The sequence below is a fragment of the Primorskyibacter flagellatus genome, assembly GCF_048268605.1.
GTDB classification, from domain to species: Bacteria; Pseudomonadota; Alphaproteobacteria; order Rhodobacterales; family Rhodobacteraceae; genus Primorskyibacter; species Primorskyibacter flagellatus.
The window spans coordinates 47790-69658 of the sequence record NZ_JBLWVF010000009.1; the positions used below are offsets into that span (position 1 = coordinate 47790).

The 21869-nt window shown below is 58.9% G+C and carries 22 protein-coding genes; 8 read left to right on the forward strand and 14 right to left on the reverse strand.

Going from position 1 to position 21869, the window contains the following annotated elements; translation table 11 throughout:
• Positions 1 to 75 precede the first annotated feature (75 nt).
• From ACN0WV_RS11525 to ACN0WV_RS11535, 3 genes are all read right to left on the reverse strand, one after another.
• Entirely contained in the window at positions 76 to 1029 is a 954-nt protein-coding gene (locus ACN0WV_RS11525; protein ID WP_084354954.1) for a DMT family transporter, read from the reverse strand.
• A gap of 385 nt (positions 1030 to 1414) precedes the next feature.
• The gene (locus ACN0WV_RS11530; protein WP_417605876.1) at positions 1415 to 2611 is read right to left on the reverse strand and encodes an MFS transporter; all 1197 of its coding nucleotides are present in this window, start codon (positions 2609 to 2611) and stop codon (positions 1415 to 1417) included.
• 173 nt (positions 2612 to 2784) lie between these two features.
• Positions 2785 to 3213: an RrF2 family transcriptional regulator gene (locus tag ACN0WV_RS11535; protein ID WP_084354956.1), complete on the reverse strand. Its 429-nt coding sequence runs from the start codon at positions 3211 to 3213 to the stop codon at positions 2785 to 2787.
• 80 nt (positions 3214 to 3293) lie between these two features.
• Here ACN0WV_RS11535 and ACN0WV_RS11540 point away from each other — a divergent pair, with 80 nt between their 5' ends.
• From ACN0WV_RS11540 to ACN0WV_RS11555, 4 genes are all read left to right on the forward strand, one after another.
• Complete coding sequence (locus ACN0WV_RS11540) at positions 3294 to 3449, forward strand: hypothetical protein (protein ID WP_179141555.1); 156 nt, start codon at positions 3294 to 3296, stop codon at positions 3447 to 3449.
• A gap of 2 nt (positions 3450 to 3451) precedes the next feature.
• Positions 3452 to 3892, forward strand: a complete 441-nt coding sequence (locus tag ACN0WV_RS11545; RefSeq protein ID WP_417606021.1) for a group III truncated hemoglobin — start codon at positions 3452 to 3454, stop codon at positions 3890 to 3892.
• Positions 3893 to 3977: 85 nt separating this feature from the next.
• Complete coding sequence (locus ACN0WV_RS11550; protein WP_417606023.1) at positions 3978 to 5153, forward strand: NnrS family protein; 1176 nt, start codon at positions 3978 to 3980, stop codon at positions 5151 to 5153.
• A complete protein-coding gene (locus tag ACN0WV_RS11555) occupies positions 5153 to 5824 on the forward strand; it encodes an NnrU family protein (protein WP_417605879.1) in 672 nt (223 codons plus the stop codon). Before ACN0WV_RS11550 ends, ACN0WV_RS11555 begins: the two co-directional genes overlap by 1 nt.
• 160 nt (positions 5825 to 5984) lie before the next feature.
• Here the strand turns inward: ACN0WV_RS11555 and ACN0WV_RS11560 are convergent, their stop codons facing one another.
• From ACN0WV_RS11560 to ACN0WV_RS11590, 7 genes are all read right to left on the reverse strand, one after another.
• Positions 5985 to 7490, reverse strand: a complete 1506-nt coding sequence (locus tag ACN0WV_RS11560) for an NCS1 family transporter (RefSeq protein WP_417605881.1) — start codon at positions 7488 to 7490, stop codon at positions 5985 to 5987.
• Between the two features lie 74 nt (positions 7491 to 7564).
• Entirely contained in the window at positions 7565 to 9352 is a 1788-nt protein-coding gene (locus tag ACN0WV_RS11565) for a hydantoinase B/oxoprolinase family protein (RefSeq protein WP_417605883.1), read from the reverse strand.
• Between the two features lie 17 nt (positions 9353 to 9369).
• The gene (locus ACN0WV_RS11570) at positions 9370 to 11451 is read right to left on the reverse strand and encodes a hydantoinase/oxoprolinase family protein (protein WP_417605885.1); all 2082 of its coding nucleotides are present in this window, start codon (positions 11449 to 11451) and stop codon (positions 9370 to 9372) included.
• Between the two features lie 39 nt (positions 11452 to 11490).
• Complete coding sequence (locus tag ACN0WV_RS11575; protein ID WP_417605887.1) at positions 11491 to 12774, reverse strand: TRAP transporter large permease; 1284 nt, start codon at positions 12772 to 12774, stop codon at positions 11491 to 11493.
• Positions 12775 to 12777: 3 nt separating this feature from the next.
• A complete protein-coding gene (locus ACN0WV_RS11580; RefSeq protein ID WP_084354963.1) occupies positions 12778 to 13401 on the reverse strand; it encodes a TRAP transporter small permease subunit in 624 nt (207 codons plus the stop codon).
• Positions 13402 to 13476: 75 nt separating this feature from the next.
• Positions 13477 to 14538 (reverse strand): TRAP transporter substrate-binding protein, encoded by a 1062-nt coding sequence (locus tag ACN0WV_RS11585; RefSeq protein WP_417605889.1) that lies wholly within the window; start codon positions 14536 to 14538, stop codon positions 13477 to 13479.
• A 62-nt stretch (positions 14539 to 14600) separates the two neighbouring features.
• Complete coding sequence (locus ACN0WV_RS11590) at positions 14601 to 15323, reverse strand: isochorismatase family protein (RefSeq protein WP_084354965.1); 723 nt, start codon at positions 15321 to 15323, stop codon at positions 14601 to 14603.
• Between the two features lie 184 nt (positions 15324 to 15507).
• On the opposite strand from ACN0WV_RS11590, the gene ACN0WV_RS11595 reads away from it, so the two are divergent.
• A complete protein-coding gene (locus ACN0WV_RS11595) occupies positions 15508 to 16407 on the forward strand; it encodes a LysR family transcriptional regulator (protein ID WP_084354966.1) in 900 nt (299 codons plus the stop codon).
• A gap of 119 nt (positions 16408 to 16526) precedes the next feature.
• Positions 16527 to 16802 carry a hypothetical protein gene (locus ACN0WV_RS11600; protein WP_417605892.1) on the forward strand — a complete coding sequence of 92 codons (276 nt, stop codon included), beginning with the start codon at positions 16527 to 16529 and terminating at the stop codon, positions 16800 to 16802.
• Positions 16803 to 17095: 293 nt separating this feature from the next.
• On the opposite strand, the gene ACN0WV_RS11605 is transcribed toward ACN0WV_RS11600, so the two are convergent.
• Positions 17096 to 17890: an HpcH/HpaI aldolase family protein gene (locus ACN0WV_RS11605; protein ID WP_417605894.1), complete on the reverse strand. Its 795-nt coding sequence runs from the start codon at positions 17888 to 17890 to the stop codon at positions 17096 to 17098.
• A gap of 451 nt (positions 17891 to 18341) precedes the next feature.
• On the opposite strand from ACN0WV_RS11605, the gene ACN0WV_RS11610 reads away from it, so the two are divergent.
• Positions 18342 to 18476: a hypothetical protein gene (locus tag ACN0WV_RS11610; protein ID WP_268876745.1), complete on the forward strand. Its 135-nt coding sequence runs from the start codon at positions 18342 to 18344 to the stop codon at positions 18474 to 18476.
• Positions 18477 to 18631: 155 nt separating this feature from the next.
• Here ACN0WV_RS11610 and ACN0WV_RS11615 read toward each other — a convergent pair whose 3' ends face one another.
• The 3 genes from ACN0WV_RS11615 to ACN0WV_RS11625 form a co-directional block, all read right to left on the reverse strand.
• The gene (locus tag ACN0WV_RS11615; protein WP_417605896.1) at positions 18632 to 19555 is read right to left on the reverse strand and encodes a mechanosensitive ion channel family protein; all 924 of its coding nucleotides are present in this window, start codon (positions 19553 to 19555) and stop codon (positions 18632 to 18634) included.
• Between the two features lie 234 nt (positions 19556 to 19789).
• The gene (gene rnk, locus ACN0WV_RS11620) at positions 19790 to 20290 is read right to left on the reverse strand and encodes a nucleoside diphosphate kinase regulator (protein WP_417605898.1); all 501 of its coding nucleotides are present in this window, start codon (positions 20288 to 20290) and stop codon (positions 19790 to 19792) included.
• 87 nt (positions 20291 to 20377) lie between these two features.
• Positions 20378 to 20830: a GreA/GreB family elongation factor gene (locus ACN0WV_RS11625; protein ID WP_417605900.1), complete on the reverse strand. Its 453-nt coding sequence runs from the start codon at positions 20828 to 20830 to the stop codon at positions 20378 to 20380.
• Between the two features lie 541 nt (positions 20831 to 21371).
• Here ACN0WV_RS11625 and ACN0WV_RS11630 point away from each other — a divergent pair.
• A complete protein-coding gene (locus ACN0WV_RS11630; protein ID WP_084353676.1) occupies positions 21372 to 21677 on the forward strand; it encodes a DUF1127 domain-containing protein in 306 nt (101 codons plus the stop codon).
• The last annotated feature ends 192 nt before the right edge of the window (positions 21678 to 21869 follow it).

Sequence of the window (21869 nt, forward strand, 5' to 3'; positions counted from 1 at the left end):
CCCTACGTCGCAGGTGCGGCGTGGCTTATTCCGGCTTTTGGAGTACCCGTGACAGCCGCAAGCAGCATAGCTCTGTCAACGCGCGACCCGCTTCCGCCGTGGTGCCGACGTGTCCGCCTGTCCCTCTCGGTGGAAGATGTAGATGCCAGAGCCCAGAATGATCGCGATCCCCAGCCAGGTGAACATATCGGGGAAGTCACCGAACACAAAGAATCCAAGCGTCGTCGCGGTAACGATCTCAAGATACTGGAACGGCGCAAGCGCTGTCGCGTCCGCCGTGCGATATGCCTCGGCGATCAGAACAAAACTGGTCGCGGCGACAGCGCCGGCGCAAAGGATCAGAACCCAGGCCCATAGCTGACCAGCTGGCGGCACCATGTTTCCGCCGGCCTGCATCGACAGCCCGCCGACCAGAACCAGCATGCCAATCGCGGCATAGATTGTCGCACCGCACTGGACCGTCAGCGCCGAGCGTGTGACCGAGGCCCGCTTCAGTACGATCATGTTGAGCGCATAGGCAAAAGCCGACAGCAACGGCAAAGCGGTGGCCCAGCCAAAGGTTGACAGCCCGGGACGGATCACGATCAGCGCACCCATCAGCCCGACGCCGACGGCAATCAGGCGGCGCGGTCCGGCCCGTTCACGCAGCAGCAACCCCGCAAGAACGGTGAGGATCAGCGGCTCGACAAAGAAGATGGCGATGGCCGTGGCGATCGGCATCACGGAGAAGGAGGCGATCAGGCTTGATAGCGAAATCACCAGCAACCCGCCCGACAACGCAACGATCGGCGAGAACATGGCACCGCGCAGGCGTTTGCGCAGCAAAAACGCGACCGGAATCAGAAAGACAGCCTGCGCCAGAATCCGCCACATCGCCACTGCGACCGGATGCATCGTGCCGGTCAGCAGTTTTGCAAACGTATCCCCGACCGGCAACAACAGCATCGCTACGATCATCAGCAGCGTGCCGACAGTTGCATCCGACATCGGCAGCGAACCAATTTTGCGCAGAGCGTAATTCTGGATCATCACAACACCTCATCATAACAGAACCGCATCTGAGGGACGCGGGCATATTCCGGGCGTTCAGGAGGAAAAGGATTAAAGGCACCCACCGCGACGCCATCGCGGTCCACCTTTCATGTCGAGATAGAAACATCCCGGCGTCCGGTCAATCCGGTCAGTGGCATGTCAGGTATGCGCAAGAGACATATCCGCGTAACGCTACCTGTCTGACAGGTTCCTCTCATATCGGCCAGAACCGCCGGAAGTCCAAGGCCATTCCATGTCCGGGCCTTTCGCTTGCCTTTATGCCCATTGGTTCAAGGGCAGTATTCAATGTTACGATGCGCGCGTCCACGAATCTCTGCATGAATGACGCAACCGACCGCACGGATACACTGCGGCACGCGGACTAGCCCGGCCGGTCGTCGATCCGTGGCAGAAACCACGCCAACAGCCCAGCAAGCGGCAGGATCGAGCAGAACCGGTACACCGCCTCAACCCCGTAACTGTCCGCCAGCACGCCCAGGAACCCAGCGGCCACGCCACCCAGTCCAAAGTTAAGCCCATAGAACAAGCCTCCGATCAGTCCGATCCGGTCGGGCAGCAGATCTATCGCGTAGATCAGAATCGACGCGAAGGCGCTGGCCATGATCAGATTTATCATCACCGTCAGAACACCGGTCCAGAACAAGTCTACATATGGCAGCATCAATGTCAGCGGCAGCGGCCCCAACATCGAGAACCAGATGATCCGATACCGCCCGATCCGGTCGCCGACCATGCCGCCGATCAACACGCCGACCGCCGCGGCCATCAGAAACACGAACAGCATCATCTGCGAGGCCGGAATCGACAGATCGAACCGTTCGATCAGGTAGAATGTGTAGAATGACCGGAAACTCTCGTTGTAGGCATTCTTGGTGAACATCAGCAGCGTCAGCACCACAAGTCCGATGCCGATCGTCAGGGGCGCATGACTGACCGCCACCTGATTGGCCTTACTGCGCGCCCGCAGGGCTGCGAACTCGGCACTGATCTGGCGTTGTTTGCTTCCGATCCACGTCAACAGCATCATCGCCATCAGTGCGATGACCGCGAACCAGGCCAGGCTCGGCTGCCCCCACGGCACGACGATCAGGGCGGCGAATACCGGCCCCAGCGCCCCGCCGGCCTGTCCACCCACCTGAAACATCCCCTGCGCCAAGCCCTGACGGCCGCCTGCGGCGTATCGCGCCATCCGCGTTGCTTCGGGGTGAAATATCGACGACCCGATCCCGATCAGCGCCACCGACACCAGAATCATCGCGTAACTCAGCGCAAAGGCGAGGCAGACCAGGCCGGACAGTGTGAACATCATGCCGACCACCGGTGAATAGGGCGCGGGGTGTTTATCGGTGATCATGCCGACCACCGGTTGCAGCATGGCTCCGGCGATCTGGAAGGTCAGCGTAATCATTCCGATCTGGACGAAATCCAGCGCATAGGCTTCTTTGAGGATCGGATAGGCCGCAGGGATCAGCGATTGCATCAGATCGTTCAGCAGATGTGTCACACCCAGAACCGCAAGAACGGTCAGATGGGTTCCGGATCGGGTGACGATGGTCATGGGGCTGTCTTACCGGCTTTGGTGTCTTGGATAGGTTCGGGGCCAATTGCGCATACCGTATGGATAGCTGCAAGCGCCACTTTGGCGCTTACGCGGCGCGGTCGGCATGTTTGTCATGGGATAGATGCCTTTGGACCCCGATACATGCGCTGTTCCGAGGGACATCTTCTGCGTCACACTTTCAACAATGCCTCGAGCGCACTGCGCGAACGCGTTACCTCTGCAAGGGTATAGCGATCAAGGGTGGAGAAAAACGCCTCTTGCGCTTCGGCCAAAGGATCGCGCAACCCGCAGGCAGGCAGGATGAGGCAAGATTTGTTGGGCCCGAAACATTCCACGACCGGATCATCGCGCTTCATCGCCCGAATGACCGCGCCGACACTGATCTGATCTGCTGGCCGCGCCAGGGTCAGCCCGCCATTGCGTCCTCTTTCAGACGCGACAAACCCTTCGCGAGACAGTTGGGTGGCGACCTTGGACAGATGGTGATCCGACAGGTCGTACAGCGCGGCAATCTCTGACGTAGGCACACGCGCCGGTGCGCGCACCGCCAGCGTCATCAGCACCCTCAGGGCGTAATCGGTAAATTTATCCAACTGCATGACACATATTTAGCATTTACAATACGCATTTAAAAGCTCTATATATTACGCATCAGAAATACTGATTAAGGATCAAGTTGATGACATTGTCCGAACTATTCCTTTGGCCGGGAACAAAGGCCTGCGAACGTCTGGGGGTCGACCCGGAGGGCGAAGCCGCCCTCATCCGCTGGATGGTCAACACGCTTGTCTACCTCGTGGCAAGCCTGCTTGTCGTCTGGGTGATCGTGGCGTGACCATGCCGCCGCGTATTCCCGTCACAGAAGACCAGATCGACCGGGTCGTATCCGAGTTCTACGCCCGTGTCCGAAGCCATCCGGCGCTCGGCGCGGTTTTCGCCGCGCATGTCGACGACTGGTCGACCCACGAAGAAAAGATCGGTCGGTTCTGGCGCAACGCCCTGCTGCTTCAGCGCTGTTATGACGGCAACCCGATGCAGGTGCACAGGGCCGCCGGCAACGTAAAATCGCAGCATTTTCCCGTCTGGCTGTCATTGTTCGACGCCGTTCTCGACCAAGAGCTGCCGCAACCGCTGGCGCAGGCCTGGTCCGCGCTTGCGCACCGGATCGGGCGCGGGCTGAGTTATGGTCTGCCGTCTGAACAAGGCGCGCCCGCGATGCCTTATCTGGGTGAGGCCTGGGTCAAGAAAAATCCGCTACCGGCAACGGATGATCGTTGATGGCTGCCGTGGCAATTTCAAAGCCGACCGCATCGACGGTCCTTCTCACAGGTTGACACCCATGGCGGCACGAACAATGACAAGCATGCGCCGGTGGACCGGCCCCGCAATTCTGTCCTATGGATTTCGTCCCTTTTTTCTGGGGGCATCCATTTGGGCCGTATGCGCGATGATGCTTTGGGTTTTTGTGCTGTCTGGACGGCTTAGTCTGCCAACGCGGTTCGATCCGGTATCGTGGCATGCGCACGAGTTCCTTTTTGGAACACTGGGCGCTATCCTCGCAGGCTTTCTTTTGACAGCCGTGCCCAACTGGACGGGGCGATTGCCTGTCACGGGTTGGCGTCTTGGGTTTCTTGCGCTGATCTGGATCGCCGGGCGCGTAGCGGTGGCGTTCTCGGGGCTTCTGCCCCTGGGCTTCGCCGCCGTGGTCGATCTGGCGCTCCCTACTCTGCTGGGTGCCGTGATCCTGCGCGAAATCATCGCAGGTCGGAACTGGCGCAATCTTGGGGTACTGGCCGTTCTAAGCCTTTTCGTGCTGGCCGATGCGCTCTTTTTTCTGGACGCGGCCAACGGGCGTGTCGCGGCACAGGGCATCGGCTTGCGTCTTGGCACCGCCGCGATCGTCATGTTCATCGCGTTGATTGGCGGTCGGATCATCCCGAGCTTCACCCGCAACTGGCTGGTCAAAGCCAACGACGCGGCGCGCCCTGCCCCACCGATGCAACGATTTGACCGGATCGCGCTTGTGCTCACGGCCGGGACGCTGGTGGTGTGGACGCTTTGGCCGATGGCAAAACTGACCGGCATCGCGTTGTTGGGTATTGGTTTTCTGCATGCACTGCGTTTGGCGCGGTGGCAGGGTTTGCGCACCATGTCAGAGCCTCTGGTGCTGGTCCTGCACGCGGGATACGGGTTTGTTCCGCTTGGCGCGGTTGCGATTGGTTGCGCGACGCTGTGGCCGGGCAGTATTGCGTCGGATGCGGCACAGCACCTGTGGATGGCGGGTGCCGCCGGCCTGATGACGCTTGCCGTGATGACGCGCGCTACCTTGGGACATACCGGGCAGACGCTGACAGCCGGTCGTGGCACGGTTGCGCTTTATGGTTTGATGGTCCTGTCCGTTCTGGCCCGCGTCGGCGCGTCAGTCTGGCCTGATCTGCCCTTCCTGACCAGTGCGGCGGTGCTCTGGATCTGCGCCTATGGAGGTTTCGCCGTATTGTACGGACCTTCCCTGCTGCGGCCGACACCGGGAAAGAGCTGATGGGCTGGGCAAATTATCTTGCGGCTTTTGCAACCTTCTTCATCATGCACAGCTTGCCATTGCGGCCTGCGATCAAGGGGCGGCTCGTGAACATACTCGGCAGACGAGGGTTCAGCACCGCGTATTCCATGATCTCGCTTGCCGCGCTGGCCTGGCTGATCGTGGCAGCGGCGCAGACGCCATTTGTCGAGCTATGGACTCGCGCCAATTGGCAGACATGGGTGCCCATGACCGCGATGGCAGCGGTCTGTATTTTGGTCTGTTTCGGGGCGGCCCGACCCAACCCGTTTTCATTTGGCGGGGCGCGCAACAACACCTTCGATCCGGCGCGTCCCGGACTTATCCGCTGGCTGCGCCATCCGTTGCTGGCCGCGTTGGCGCTGTGGGCGCTGGCGCATCTCGTGCCCAACGGCGATTTGGCCCATGTGATCCTTTTTGGCGTGTTCGGCGCGTTCGCATTGCTGGGAATGAAGCTGGTAGACCGGCGCCGAAAGCGCGAGATGGGGCCGGATCAATGGGCAGAATTGCGCGAGCGTGTCACCAGAAGCCCCATGATACCCAGCCCGGCCTCCTGGCGCGGAACTGTCATTCGGGGGATCCTCTCCGCAGGCTTATACGCGATGTTGATTGCCGCACATCCGGTCGTATTGGGGGTGTCGCCGCTGCCTTAGCCCGGCAATAAGGCAACCGGCACTCACTCGCGTAGCTCGATTGCCCGCGGAGCGACCCTGCTGCATCCCTCCCGGTAGGGGGCACGTTTCAGTCCGGCTCATGCAATGAAAAAGGCCGCGCCCCAAGGCGCGACCAGTCGGGGAGGTGTCTTTGCAGCGGTCAGAGGTCTTCGCGGCCCACCGCGCTGCCCTGCGCTTCAGCTTCGTTCAGGCGCTCGAATTGACCCTGGCCCAGGTAAACCCAGCTCTTGCCTTCCGAACTTGCAAGATACTCGTCAGAATATCCGCTTTCGATTTCCTGTTGCGGATGCGCGTGAAGCACCAATACCTTCATCAGCACCACATACAGAACCAACCCAAGCGGAAAGCCGATGACAAAGGCATATTGCGAAAAATATGCAGCGATCCCGCCTGCCACGATCCAGGCGATCAATCCGGCCGGATTGAACCCGCCCGCATAGCGGAACTGTCCGTCAAGCTTGAAGAGATCCGGAACGTTGATCCGGCGTTTGCGCAGCAGATAGTAATCCGCGACCATGATACCGCCAATGGCTGACAGGAATGCGCCATAATAGCCAAGAAAGACGAACAGATTGTTCAGGATCTGCCAGGGAAAGCACAATGTGCCCACGATCCCGGCAAGGACAACCGACATCCTGTAGTTGATCACTCTGGGTGCAAGGTTAATGAAGGTCAGCGCCGACGGGATCAGGTTGGCAGAGTTGTTCGTCGACCATTGTGCCAGCACCACAAGCGCCAGCAACAGGACCAGCGACAACCCCTGCCCTTCGCCCTGGATCACTTCGATCGGGTTCCAGTTACCAGTGGCAATGAACGACACCGCACCCAGCCCGGCGATGAAGGCTTGCGTGACCGGAAGCGCCAGAAGCTGAGCAAGAAACACGTTACGATTGCGCTTGAAAAAGGCACGCTCGCCGGACGGCACCTTGACGAAACGTGTCAGGTTCGGAACGTCGATAGCCATTGTCGACCAGAAGCTCATATTGGCGATGAACAGCACCAACAAGGACATCTCGCCCGTGGCCTGGAAGGTCCAGATATTGATGCCCTGCGTTTCGGCCACGCCTTCCAGCGTGAAATACATCCAGATCGAAATGCCGATGATTGCAGGTGCCGCCAAAGAGGCCAGCCGTTCCACCGACTTGATCCCCGAGGCCGTGTTGATGATCTGGACAAGCGCGAAGACGATGTACCAGACCACCCAGCTGTCAAAGCCCAGGAAATACTGCCCGATGCCGTTCAGCGCCAGCGCGCCGAGATAGGTCTGGATGCCAAACCACATTGCCGCCACAACGCCGCGCGACATGGCGGGAAGATGCGTTCCATGCACACCGAATGGCGCGCGCAGATAGACGGCGAAGGTCAGGCCGTGTTCGGTGCCAATATCCGCCGTCAGCATCATGAAGGCGCCGATTGCCAGATTGGCCAGCGCGATGGTGATGATGACGGTGGACAGGGGCACACCGCCGCCGACCCCCGCCGCGCCCAGCGAATAGGTCGCGATGATGACGGCAATGCCCACCCAGATCCAGGCATAGCCCAGCATCCCGATGGGTCTTTGGCCTTGTAGTGTGGGAAGTATGGATTCCTCTACAAGCGCACTGCGTTCGTGTTCTGCATCTCGTACCCGGTCTACGACGGTCATGTGTGATCCCCTGTTGTCGCTCAATATTTGGTTTTCGACGAAAAACCCCGGTGCGTGATGCACCGGGGCTGTGTTCAGTTCTGGCGCTGCATCTTTTCGCGCAGCTTGTTTGTTGCCTCGATGTCGACGGTCTCTTCCTCCAGATCGATCACCACGCCGTAAGCGTCATGGGCATGTTGCACCGTGCAGAACCCGTCAAGCACATCCTCCAGCACTTTCTTGGCCGGGCGGTTGAGCGGATTGCCAAAACCACCTCCGTTGGGGCTGTAATAGGCCATCACGTCATCCGCCTTGACCTCCAGACCGGAAAACTTGGAGTGCATTTCGGTCACGTCATCCGGCGTTGCATAGTTGTAAAGCAGGCACTTGCCTACGGCACCCTCATGGCCGCCAAAGATGCCCCAAGGTGCTTCGGTGTGGCGTTCGCTTTCATGTGTGATGAAGCCCGGCGTCAGGACACGCTGCGATTTTACCACGCCGATACCGCCCCGGAACTCCCCTGCGCCCGGCGGCACGTCATCGCGCAGCTCGTATCGGTCGCAGATCATCGGGATATGCATCGCCAGATCTTCCAGCGGGTTGTTGCGGGTATTGGCCATCAGATTGTCAATGGCATCCGGCCCGTCCGACCGGGGCCGTCCGCCATAGGCGCCTTCGTTCACTTCCAGGAATACCCAGTAATCACCCGACGGCCGCACGCCCGAATAGGCCGCAAAGGAAATCGAGGCCGAAGACCCCGCAATCACCGTTTCCGGCAAGACCGGCGCAAGGGCGCGAATGATCAGGTCGATCATCCGGTTGCACTGGGTAAACCGCGCCTCGGCCGAAGCCGGGAATTTCGGATTGAAGATCGACCCCAGCGGCGCGGTTACCTTGATCGGGCGAAACGACCCTTCATTCGAGGGCACGCGCATCTCGGAGGTGGCGGTATCAAGCAGAAGCTTGCGGAACGCCGCGAAGGCCGCGACTTTGGTTGAGCCCTCGAATGGCACGTTATAGGCGGTCGGCGTTTGATCGGCCGATCCGGTCAGATCCACCTCGACCGCGTCGCCACGCACCTTGACCGTTACCTTGACCTTTAGCTGCTGGCCCCGGTTGCGCCCGTCATCGTCCAGAAATCCCTCGGCTTCATAGTCCCCGTCGGGGATTTCCGACAACCGCTGGCGGGTCATCCGCTCGGAATAATCCATCAGCTGATTGGCCGCGCCAAAGACGACATCCTCGCCGTATTTCTCGATCAGTTCGACGAACCGTTTCGCACCCAGACGCGCTGAAGCGACCTGCGCCTCGATATCGCTGATAAGCTGCTGTGCGGCGCGGCTGTTCATGCGGATATAGTTCCACATACCGGTATTGGCCTTGCCCTTGCGATAGAGCTTTACACCCGCCAGCAACATCCCTTCGGCAAACACGTCCGGCACGTCGATGATCAGACCGGGCGTCGCCGCGCCGATATCGACATGGTGCGCGGTGTTGCCAGCAAACCCGACCAGACGGCCCTCATAAAACACCGGCACAACGATGGCGAGGTCTGGCGTATGCGATGCGCCGTAATAGGGATGGTTGTGGACAACCACATCGCCCTCGAACCACTCGCCGTCTTCGAGCGTTTCCTCGATCCCGCGCAGGTATCCGGGGATCGAGCCGATATGCATCGGAGTCGATTCACTTTCACACAAGGTGTTGTAGTCCGTATCGAACAGCCCCGCGCCCAGGTCCTGGCTTTCGCGGATGATCGAGGAAAAGGACATGCGATAAAGCACGTGGCCCATTTCCTCTGCAATGGTCTCGAACGCGCCGCGGATGACCTGAAGAGAAATCGGGTCCACCTCGGTTGTTTCGGGTTTGGTCATGACGTTCATGTCTGTCTCTCCCTTTCTCAAGCCGCGCCGACAAGGCGGATGCGGGTGTTGCCATGCGCCAGCGTTTCGGCGGCGTATCCCGGCGGAACGAGCGTGGTCGAATTGTGCTGAATAAGGATCGCCGGGCCGTTCACGACGTCACCGGCATATAGTTTGGACCGGTCATAGCGCGGGGTTTCCAGCGTCTGGCCGTTGTCGAACGTGGTGGTGCGCACGAACATCAAGGCACGGTCCACACTCGATCCATCCGTTTCTTGTACCTTCGGGATCTCGATCTTGCGGGCAGAGGCCGACCCGATGGCGCGCAGGGTGATCAGTTCGACCTCCGCATCGCGGTAGCTGTAGCCATAATCAAGCTGGTGCTGGTCGTGGAAGCTGTCGGTGATGGTACGATAGGTCTCTGTTGTCACCGGCCCGTCAGGCATGGAGGCGCGCAGTTCGAAGCCTTGTCCATGATACCGGCATTCGGCAATGACCTCGATCTTTTGCGCCTCTTGCGGAATGTCGTCTGCGGCAAGCTCTGCCGCCACCTTGTCACGCAAGGACGCCACCGCTTCGTTTATGCGCGCATATTCCGCGTCTTTGGCCGCGTTCAATTCGATAATCAGCGCTTCGGTGTGTTCGTATTGCAAATCGGTCTTGAGCAGACCAACAGCGGCGGTGATCCCCGGCGCGACCGGCACGATCACGTCCTTGGCCGATGTCGCTTCGGCCAGGGCCACGCCGTGCAGCGGACCGGCACCGCCGAAAGGCATGATCGAGAACTCGCGGGGATCGACCCCACGCGCAACCGAATTGGACCGGATTGCCAGCGCCATGTTGTTGTTGATGATCTTGATGATCCCGAGTGCAGCATCGGTAACGCTCATGCCAAGCGGCTTGGCGATATATTCCTCCACCGCCTTGCGGGACAGATCCGCGTCCAGTTGCAGATCACCCCCCAGCGCCATGTCGGGATCAAGCCGACCCAGCACGATCTGCGCGTCGGTCACGGTAGGTTCTGTCCCGCCGCGCCCGTAGCAGGCCGGTCCCGGCTCTGACCCGGCAGAACGCGGCCCCACATTGAAGCCCCCCGCCTCGTCGATATAGGCGATAGAGCCGCCCCCCGCGCCGATGGTGACAAGGTCAATCATCGGTGTCAGCACCGGATGGCCTGAGACATAGGTGTCACGCGGATTCATGATCTTGATCTGATGTTCGGGGATGGTGCTGATATCCGCAGAGGTACCACCAATATCGACGGTGATGATATTGCCGGTCCCGACCATTTCCCCTTCGGATGCGCCGCCGATGACACCGCCCGCCGGGCCGGACATAAGGATGCGCACCGGTCGCTTGGCGCAGGCCTCGACAGTGGACACACCGCCGTTCGACTGGATAATCCGCAACTTGGATCCCACACCTGCCTCGCGCAGCTTGGCCTCCAGGTCACGCAGGTAGAACGCCGTCTTTGGCCCGACATAGGAATTCATTGCAGCGGTCGAAAAACGTTCATATTCGCGCATCACATTGGCCACTTCGGAAGACAGCGTGACATAGGCCTCGGGGATTTCTTCCAGCACGATATCGCGCGCACGGCGCTCGTGGGCGTTGTTGAGGAAGGCGAACATGAAGCCAATCACGACGGAGTCGATGCCGCGCTTCTTGAACAGTTTGCACGCGTCGCGCACGGCATCCTCGTCAAGCGGGGTCAGCACTTCGCCGGTCGGCGGCACGATGCGTTCGGCCACCGAGATCCGGTTGCGGCGTTTGACCAGCGGCTGGCTCTGCCAAGGCACATCAAAATGCAGCGAGAAGTTATGCGGCCGCTTGTGCCGACCGATATGCAGGATATCACGGAACCCTTCCGAGGTGATCATCCCGCATTCCGAGCCATTATGCTCAATCGTGATATTGGTTGCGGTCGTCGTACCGTGGACAATGGTTTCAACCTCGGACGGCTCGATCCCGGCCATCTTGCAGATGCTTTGCACCCCTTCGACAACGCCGATGGACTGGTTTTTCAGGGTCGTGGGAACCTTGTGGTAAAATACACCTGCGCCGGTTTCGAGCACGAGATCAGTATTCGTACCCCCGACATCTACGCCAATTCGAGCCATTTCATCCTCCTGGTTGTTTGTTCATCTTGTTCATTCGTTTCAGCCGAATGTGTCCGGCAGCCACAATGCGATTTGCGGAAAAATCAGCAGCAGGACAATCATCGCTATCAGCGCCAGCAGAAAAGGCAGCGCGCCGATGATGACGTCATTGATTGACCCGCGCCCGCGCACCCCCTGGATCACATACAGGTTGACCCCGATGGGCGGCGTGATCAGCGCGGTTTCCAGCATCAGCATCATCAGGATGCCGAACCAGATCAGGTCAAAGCCAAGCCCCGCAACGATCGGCGCGAGAAGCGGCGTCGCGATCAGAAGCAGCGAGAACGCCTCCATGAAGCAGCCCAGAAACATGAAGGCCACGACGATCACGATCATCGTCTGCATCGGGCTGAGGCCAAGACCGTTGATGAAAGCGCTCAGCAGGTCGGTCAGTCCGACCACCGCGAGCACGAAATTCAGAAAGATCGCGGCAAAGACGATCAACATCACCATTGCTGTCGTGCGCATGGTGGATTCCAGCGCAAGCCGCAGCATCGTGATATTGAGCGTACCGGTCCACGCTGCCAGTCCAAGGGACGCGACCACGCCCAGGGATGCAGCCTCTGTCGGGGTGGCAATCCCGGCATAGATAGAGCCGACGACGACCAGAAAGATCCCCAGCGGCGGCAACAGGTCGGGCAGGCAGGCGATGCGCGCGCGCCAGCTGGATTTTTCCGGCTGTCCGCCCCAAGCGGGCCGGATGATACACGCCACGGCGACGGTGAGCATGAACAACAGCGCCAGCAGAAATCCGGGCAGAAATCCGGCAAGGTAAAGCTTTGGCACCGAAGTATCGGTCAACAGCGCATAGACGATCATGTTGATGGAGGGCGGGATGAGGATACCTAGCGTGCCGCCTGCGGCCAGCGTGCCCATGAACAGGCGCGGGTTGTAGCCGTTTTTATCGATCTGCGGCATCGCCACCGTGCCGACCGTGGCAGCCGTCGCGATTGACGAACCGGAGGTCGCGGCAAACAGGGTGCTGGCCCCGATATTCGAATGCATCAGCCCGCCGGGCAACCATGAAATCCAATGTGTCAGCGCGTTATACATCCGCTCGGCAATTCCTGCCCGCAGCAGGACTTCGCCCATCAGGATGAACAGCGGCACCGCGATCAGGATGAAGTCTATGCTGTTGGTCCAGAAGATGTCGCCCGCCGCCAGATACAGTGGCATGGGCGAATAAAGCCAGGCCAGCACGAAGGCAAGAATGCCCACCACAGCGGCAATCGGCACGCTCAGCGCGATCAGCCCGAAGAGTATTCCTGAAGCGGAACCAAGCATGCGTTATACTCCTTCCGCAACGGGGCGCGGGTCTGGCGTGGGGTCGGACTTTTCGGGCAGGACGCCTTTTGTTTCGTCCTCGATCTCTTCTTCCATCGACAGGGCTCCACCCAGTTTTTGTACCTCTGCCCAATTACCGCGCAGCCATGCCACCACAAGCCCGCCCAGCAGAAACACCAGTGTCAGACAGAACAGACACCATCCCAGAACCCACAGGCCTTGCGGCAGGATCAACGGTGTGTGCAATGGCGTGATCGAATGGGAGTTGTTTTTCCAGGTGACGGCCACCATCGCCAATGCACGCCATGTCACGACACCGGCAAAACCGGTCAGCAGCGCCAGTCCGAAGATGTCCAGCGCACCACGGACCACCGCCGGCAACCGCATGTAAACCACATCAATGCGAACATTTGCGCGATGCATCACGGCGTAGGGAAAGGCAAAGGCGGTGGCGACCGCGAAGAGGTAGCCGGAAATCTCGTCGGAACCGCCCAAGGTCACGCCAAGGATCTTGCGTGCAAGAACATCCACCGACACCATCACAGCCGCCAGCACCATCATGGAGCCGCCTATCCAGACTGCAAAAAGCGACAGCCGGAAAACGTATGACAATGCCGTTTGATACATGTTCTCTCCGTGGTTGTGAGGCGGATGGAAAGCCCGGACCGCGCTATGCTAAGCGGTCCGGGCAGATATACCGGATCAGCCGCCCGGCGCGGGTGCAACAAGCCCCGAGGCCTGCCCGGCAGTCGCGTTCCATGCGTTGACGCAATCGGCGCCACACCGGTCGGCCCAGCGGGCTAGAACGAAGTCGTCAAGAATGGCCTGACGGGCGGCTGTGTCGTCCTCGCTTGGCCGGTGGAGCACGGCGTCTCCCGGCGTTCCAAGGGTACATTCATCGACGGTGCCGGTCAGGCATCCGACACCCATCTCCTGTTCGGATTCTGCCAGTGTCCAGCCGTCATTCACCATATCGTCAAAGGCCGCCTGCATTGTCTCTCTGGTCTCTGCGTCCAGCCCGTCCCACAGCTTTGCGTTGACGGCCGTAAAAGTGATCGAGTACCCGACGGGCAGCGCGAATACGTGATTGATAACCTCGTGCCAGCTTGCCTTGAATGCCGAAACCGGATCGGTAATTGCGCAATCGGCAACCCCTTTTTCAAGCGCTGGCACGACTTCGGCGAATGGCAGCGTTACGGTTACGCCACCCGCACCCTCGACGAAATCGCCAAGCGTTGCGGAATGGACGCGCACCTTGCGCCCCTCCAGATCGGAAATACCGGAAATCTCGTCCCGGCAGTATATCATTGATGCCGGCCATGGGTGCAGCGCCACGATTGTCGCGCCATACGTATTCCGGAAAAGCTCGTCCATTGTCGGGCGATATGCATCGACGACGGCGCGCATGGTGGTAAAATCGGTCGCAATGCTCGAAAGGTCAGCCCCTTCGATTGCCGGGTTTTCCGACGCGACGTAGCTGCCCAAACCATGCGCGACCTCGAACACGCCAAGACTTAGAAGGCGCATGACCTCGGTGCCTTTCAGCCCTGCTTCGGTAATCGGAATGGCATCGCCCCCGATCTTGCCGTTTGTTGCTGCGGGCAAACTGTCGGCCCAGAAGGGTTGTTCGACATTCTGCCAGGAGGAAAGATTGCCCCAGGTCCCGACGACCTTGAAGGTTTTCTCGGCACCATCGTTTGCAAAGGTGGTCCCGGCTGCGAAACACAACGCCGCAGTGGTCGCGAAAACTGTCCGGATCTGCATGTTCTTTTTCCCCTGTTGAGAATGTAAAAAGGCGCTGCCTTTCCGACAGCGCCTTGCGTTTTTTATTCGGCAGCGGCGGCCACGCCGCCAAGACTGTCGATATAGGCGACACACTCATCCACCGATTTGACGTCACCGAACTTCGCGTCGATGTCGAACAGGTTCCAGGCAACAGCACCGGGAACGCGGTCGCCGATGGCTTCACGAACGGCGATGGGGCGGAACCCGTCTGCAATGCCGTCGCAGATCGTCTGGCGCACACAGGCACATGCGGTCACCCCGGTCACGAGGATCGTGTCCACATTGTTGGCCCGCAAAATGCCCGCCAGCTCAGTACCGTGGAAGGACGAAGCGCGCTTTTTCAGCAAGGTGTATTCGCCATCAACCGGCGCGATGCGGCTATCGATGGCCCACAGATCCTTGTCCGCCAGATCAACGACATCCACAGGGATCTTGTCATGCCACAGACCCATATCCGTGAACGGCGCGTTGCGGTCGGTGATTTCATACGCAGTCGTCACATGAACAACCGGAAGCTGCTGCGCGCGGAACGCCTTTAGAAGCTTCTGCATCCCCGGAATGATCTCGTTATCCATCTTCTCCTGATCGCAGGTGAAGGGGTTGCCCGGACGGGTCCATGCGTTCGCCAGATCCACGCTGATCAACGCGGGGCGCTTGCCAAAGCCGACGCGACGCTGAAAGCCGCGCTCTTGATAAAGCTTTGATGATGCATCAAATGCAGCCTGAAGCATTTGATCCAGTTCTTTGTTGTCGATGTCGCTCATGTGTCCTCCATGCCCAAAACGGGGAGTTTGCTGATACTTGACCGTCTCAGAAGCACTTTATCGCGCCCTTTGACCGAACATGACCAAGGGTGAACCTTTGAGAAACGAAACTGAATTGACGAAACAACATTTATTAATGCATGATATGCATCACCCATTTTTTTCCACAATCGGAAGCCGTTAGATGTCAACGCTGCCTGATTTTTCTCTGCTGCAATCCTTTGTAACGGTGGCGCAGGAGCTGAATTTCAGACGCAGCGCGGAACGTTTGGCGCTGGATCAATCGGCGCTGAGTCGCCGCATTCAGAGACTTGAGGCGCAACTGGGCTATCCGCTTCTGGAACGCACCACCCGCGAAGTGCTGCTGACGCAAGCCGGCCAGAATTTCTATAATTCCGCGCTACATCTGCTGGATGACTATGTGCAGTCGATCAACGACTCGCGGCGCATCGCGGAAGGCCGCTCCGGTCACGTTCGTGTCGGTTACATGGCCTTTGCCGCCACGGAACTGATGCCGCACGCGGTGGCACGTTTCGAACAGCGACACCCCGACATCTCGCTTGCGCTGCGATACATGCGCACCCAAGGTCAGAAAATCGCCATCGCCAATGACGAAATCGACGTCGGATTCATGATCGGTCCGTATGACAACAGTGATTGCCACAGCGTGCTTCTCAGCAGTGAACTGCTTTATGTCGTCACCCCCCGGTCGCACCCTCTTTTACGCAAAAGCCACATAGAACCGGACGATTTGCAAAACGTACCTCTGATCCTGGGCGACATGGCGGAATGGGGTGAATTCCGCTATCGCCTCGCTGACCTATTCAGCCGTTCGGGCATTGATCTCACGCCAACACTCGAAGCGTCCAACACGCTGGCGCTGATCGGACTGGTTTCGGCAGGTCTTGGCGTTACCATCTATCCCGAGAGTCTGATCGGCTTCCTCGGCCGTACTGTGGAGACACGGCCCATCATCCATCCCGACTACCGCAGCCGCACCGTGTTGGCCTGGAAACGAAACAACCGATCGCGTGCCGTGCTACATTTCGTTGAAACGGCGAAGAAGCAGGGCACACGAAGATAACCAAGGGAAGGCGTGTCGCAGCACCAACACGCCGAAAAGTCGATCAAGCATCTGACAAAGATCAGATATATTTCGTCGAAGCTCACAATACTGGGTGAAGGACTCATCCAGTAAAACGGGTGTGGTTTTGGATCATAGGCGTAATTTGTTGTTCCGGCTGCAAGGTTAAAAGTTGTAATCGGGCGGCGGCAGCGGGCAGCGCATGTTCAGGTGGGGCTACCCAGGCCCACAGCGAAGGCCATGTCTCTGTTGAGCACCTGAAACGATACACAACATCCGGTATGGCTGGGCATCCTCAACCACATGGTCATCCGCGCTGGGGCTGCGTTCGCGTGGCCCCACCGGCCAAGGCGAGGCCGTGCGTATCACCGGCCAGATCGACGGTCTGGATTTGACGACCATGGGCGTTTCATCCCTTTCTTATGATCTGAAAGGGGTGCCCCGGAATGCTTGATGCACATTGCGTTCTCAAAGGACAGACCGGCACCGGCACCGATGTCAAAATTCACCGGTCGCCACTTGGTGTCTTGTGATCAGTGACGGGTTTTTTGATAGATCGCGTCTTCGGGACAAACTTCGCAATTCCCGTGCCGCGGACCGGGTCACGCTCGATGATCGACTTTATGCATGCGTCTTTGGCATCTTGAAGGCGCTTCGGCATATGTCAGCCGAAGCGCCCGGATGGGTGTCAATATCCGCTGCCGGATTCAGGTTTTTCAGCAGTCTTGCCGCGCGCGGTCGCAATTTCGGCGCGGGCGGCTTTGGACAAAAGGTTGGCGTCGTTGCTGGGTGTGACAAGATTGAAGCCTTGCTTGGCGCGCATGGCGGCGGCCTCTCCGGAAGAGCAGAAAACGCCAATCCCCTTTCCAGCAACACGGCAACAATCGACAATACGCTCAATCGCGTCCTGCACGATCTGTTCAGTGGATTCAGCATTCGGCTGCACCCCAAGCGCGAGACACAGATCGTTTGGCCCCACATAGATGCCGTCAAGCCCCTCGGTCGCCACAATCTCCTCAAGGTTCTCAAGACCTTCACGCGTCTCGATCATCGCCATTGTGATGATCTCATCATCCGCATTGGCGAAATAATCCGCGCCGCCATACAGCAGGCCCCGCGCCGGACCAAACGAGCGCACGCCCTGGGGTGGATAGCGGCAGGCCGCAACGAACTGGCGCGCGTCTTCAGGCGTCGAAACCATGGGACAGATGATCCCATAAGCACCGGCGTCCAGCAGTTGCATGATCAATCCGGAATCGTTTTTCAGGACACGGGCAAACGGCACCGTGGGTGTCGCGGAAAGCGCCTGAAACATTGACACAGCCGTATCGAACCCCATCATGCCATGCTGCATGTCGATCGTGACGGCGTCGAACCCCTGATGTCCCATCACTTCAGCGGAATACGGGGATGGAATGGCCAGCCATCCGTTCACTGCGGTTTCACCAGCAGCCCAGATTTCCTTGATTCTATTTTGTCGCATCTTTTTCTACCTTTATGGTTGGACGGTGGGCAAGTCGCCAATTTGGGCTCGGTCAGACCCGCGCGTTAAACAAGATAAAACTTGCGCTACGCAAGTTCTTTCCTTGTTTACATTCGAACGCATGATGGGGTGGCCCGCCTAAGAAGACCTGTTTGCATCCGCAAATGCAAATCGAACAGGCCAGCCCAACACCTAAACCAAAGCTGGTCCGACAAGATCCGGATTGCGCGCGGGCGGGCCGAATTTTCGGTCATGTCCATCCCGCCCTCAAAGTCCATACATGTTATGGTGAAACCCATGGCATGGAACATGTCAGCAGCAATTCCCTTCAAGAGATGATCGCGCTTTCGAACCGCAGCGGTAGACACGATGTTGTTGTCTGGGACCGGTGCAGCGACGTTGGGTTCGTTTCCTCACATCGTGCTTTCAACAATGCCACAGCTCTTGGGCCATGGACCTATGGTTCGCCACCGGAAAAGAACGGATAAACTGTGATGTGGCCCGCAGTCTGTTCGAAGGCGGACCGGTCACCGAGGAATGGGTGATACCCGATGTGGTTGAAGTATTCGATGTGGGGCGGGATTGAGCCACGCTCCAAACCGGTGGGTAGAGGTGTCTGCGCAGACCCGTCGCGTCACCGCACCCGACCTGCACGCAGACTCATTGCCCGAGCGCATCAATGGAAATTCACTCCGGTATCGGCGCAAGGAAACCCTGGCGCGCATGGGTTGAACACGCGCATTATTCCGAACGAAGGTCGGGCGGACGCACCTTCGATAGCGTTTCATCCGCCTGCGAGATTACCTCTATACGACGGTGAGGGGCGATCGAACCGGCCCGCCGCAATGCGTCGTCCACCCGAGTAAACACCTCGTCGCGACAGTCTATGTCGCGGTCGAACCGGGATAGCCAATAGCGCAGGGCATAGGTAATCCCTGCTTCCTCATAGGCCAGAACACGCACATCCGGCGCAGGATCCTTCTGGATCAGGTCCGCCGCTTGAAGCGCCTCCAGCATCACCTCGCGCGCCCGAGAAATCGGCATGCTATGATCCAGCGTAATACTGACCTGCGCGCGATATTCCGGTTTTGGCGCGGAATAGTTGGTGATGCGCTGGCGCGCGATTTGGCTGTTGGGCAGGATCATATAGGTTCGGTCACGGGTCAGCAGACGCGTGGTGCGCCAGCCGATCTCGATCACCTTGCCACGGGCCAACCCGTCTATATCGACCCAATCCCCTATGCGGAACGGACCCTCCACGCCAAGCGCGACGCCCGACAGGGTGTCAGCAACCACATTTCGAACCGCAAAACCCAACAGCGCCAGTATCAGGCCCGACCCCGCCAGCGCCCCGAACGCGCCCTTGCCCATGTAAAGCGATGTCGTTGCAACGAACGCCATCAGGAACAGCAGTGCCGCCACCATATCTTTAAGCAGACGTGGATAGGGTTTGCGCCGTGCCGCCGCCTGATCCAGCGCCATCGCCGCGATCCGGCTGACAAGCCAGGCCGCCGCAAAATAGGCCAGCGCCGTGACAGCGAGCGGCAGCATTTCGCCATCCCCGAAAAGCCCGGCCAGTTGCGATGGAAACAGGACCAGCCCAAGGCTGATAAATGTCAAGATCGTCGGCCATAGAAGCCGACGAAGATGTTGCTTTGCGCTCATTGCCGATCTCCTTTCGTTTGACGCGACTGTGGGCGGTGCAGTTGCCCGCCCTGTACGGACGGACAACTGGCCGAAGCAGCCCTCAATCCATGACTGTTGATGCTTCGCACCGGATCCGATGCAGCGGTATTTCAGTGACATTTCCGCAGGTCGCGCGGGTTCGGATACAAGTCAGATCGCGGATTTCGAATAATGAGTTGCATCCGTCATCCCGAATCTCGCACGACGACACGCTTACGTCGTCGCGGTTTGGTCAGGGGTGATATCATCCTCTTGGCCACGGGGATCGTGGGGTTGCCCAAGATCGCCGTCGGACGACTCTTCGACCCGGATCACCGTCAGCATCCGACGCTGGTTTGCCCGCGTGTCCCAATGAAAAACAGCTCCCTCGGCCAATCCCAGCAGCGCAACACCGATCGGCGTCACAATCGACACGCGCTGACGCGCGATGTCGGCGTCTTCGGGGAATACCAGCGTCACGGTTTTGTCCAGCCCGGTGCTTTCATCCCTGTAGGTCACCGAGCGACCGATCGACACGACATTTGCAGGCATCTTGGACGGCGCAACGATCCGCGCGCGCGCGATCTCATCCAACAGGCGATCGGCGAGCGTTGGATTGCGCTGCATCGCGCCTTCTGCCAGCGCTTCGATATGTGCAAGATCATCGGAATTGATGACAATTTTCGGTGTCCGGGTACGGCGTTTCTTAACGGTTTCGTTCATATCGGCTAACATCGGTCGGCCTCCTTCCAGGTATGGGGTAAAAGGGCGAATGGCATGGCCCACCCGCTTCTCAGTCGTAATTAATTTTTCAGTTCAGCGTCAGTTCGGCGGCATAACGTCGAGGACCGATACCGACATGATTGACCCGTCCTCGCACAGAAGCGGCGCGCGTTGTCCGGCCCGCATGCCAATCAACGTGGCCCCCAACAAAGACGCCACCGGTATCACACCACTGCCCGCTCCCGATCTCGCACGATGGACCAGCAGCCCCGTCTGGGACTCTGCATTGCTGACGCAATAGGTTACACGACACCCACCGGTCACAAGATCGCGCACATGCAGCTTGCTGACAGGATCGGTCATCATGATCTTGTCGCGCAACACATATGCAAGCAATCTCCATGCCGGGTGCTGCGTGCCTTCGCACTGTTCCAGATGTCGCTGAAGCTGTGCGTGATCGGCCTCGGGCAATACCAGATGCCTGCGTTGCCGTTCTCTCGGGCCATGTTGGTTCCGGATGTCGTATGAAAGACTGTTACAGATATTGGTCATGGTTTCCCCTCGGGCGACCTTGTCGCCACTTGTTCATTTTTTGACTATGAGGAGGCCCCGGAAGGTTCAGGAAACGCGAACGCGTCTACACCGCCCGGGGAAACGGGCGGTTCAGCAGGAGAAATCGAAAATGATCTGCATGTACCAACATGACCTTAAGATAGGTACGCAAGGTCCCTGCGTCAATCTCATGCGCAATTGAGAAAGCGAAAATAGCAGTGATTGAGCGGTTTCCGGCCAAGATGTCGCGACCCCGTCCGGCGACCTTGCAAACTTCAGCAGGACGGGCCAGATATAGATCATGTTGATGATCATGCTTCATACGAGGTTCCCGCTCAGCGCGGGAAATCTGCTGAACCGCGGGTAGCCCCGAGCGGGGCCGGCTATTGTGCCGGCTCGCGCCTCGGGGCGGACAGTGATCTTACATCGATCAAATCGAAAGACGAAAACGCTTCTTGCATCGCCGATTGGCCCAATGACGGGAAACCGTGGGCTGTTCGGAAGGTAAGGCGTTGAACGTCGTGGTTTCAACACTCTCGACATGGAAAATGACATGCAAACATTCTTGACTCCGGGAAACTTCCTTTCTCCAGCTTTGTCTCGGTCAACTGCACCGCGCGACCCTGCCAAGACCGCAGGTCGCACGTTGGGCCGATGGGCGCGAACCGCAATTCGTCAATGGCAACGCAACAAGTTGATCGCAACGCTTGAAGCCATGGATGACTGGGTTCTGCACGATATCGGGATCTATCGCGGTGATATCCGTGACATCGTCAACAGCTTTGACGACCGTGAACTCGGCATGGTGCCTTTTGCCGCGCCAATCGAATCCCACAGGGGGAAATAAAAGCGTGCTCCGCAAAATGAGGTGATCCAGCCACTTCATACGCTCGCGTCACCGGTCCCGGTGACGCGATCACGCCAGCCGCACGATACCTGTTTCGATCAGAGAGGACCGAAGAAATGATGATTTGCAAAGCCGACTTTGAAGAACTGTTCCCTGACCTGTTCAAACCCGAACCCGTCGCTGAGACGCGCC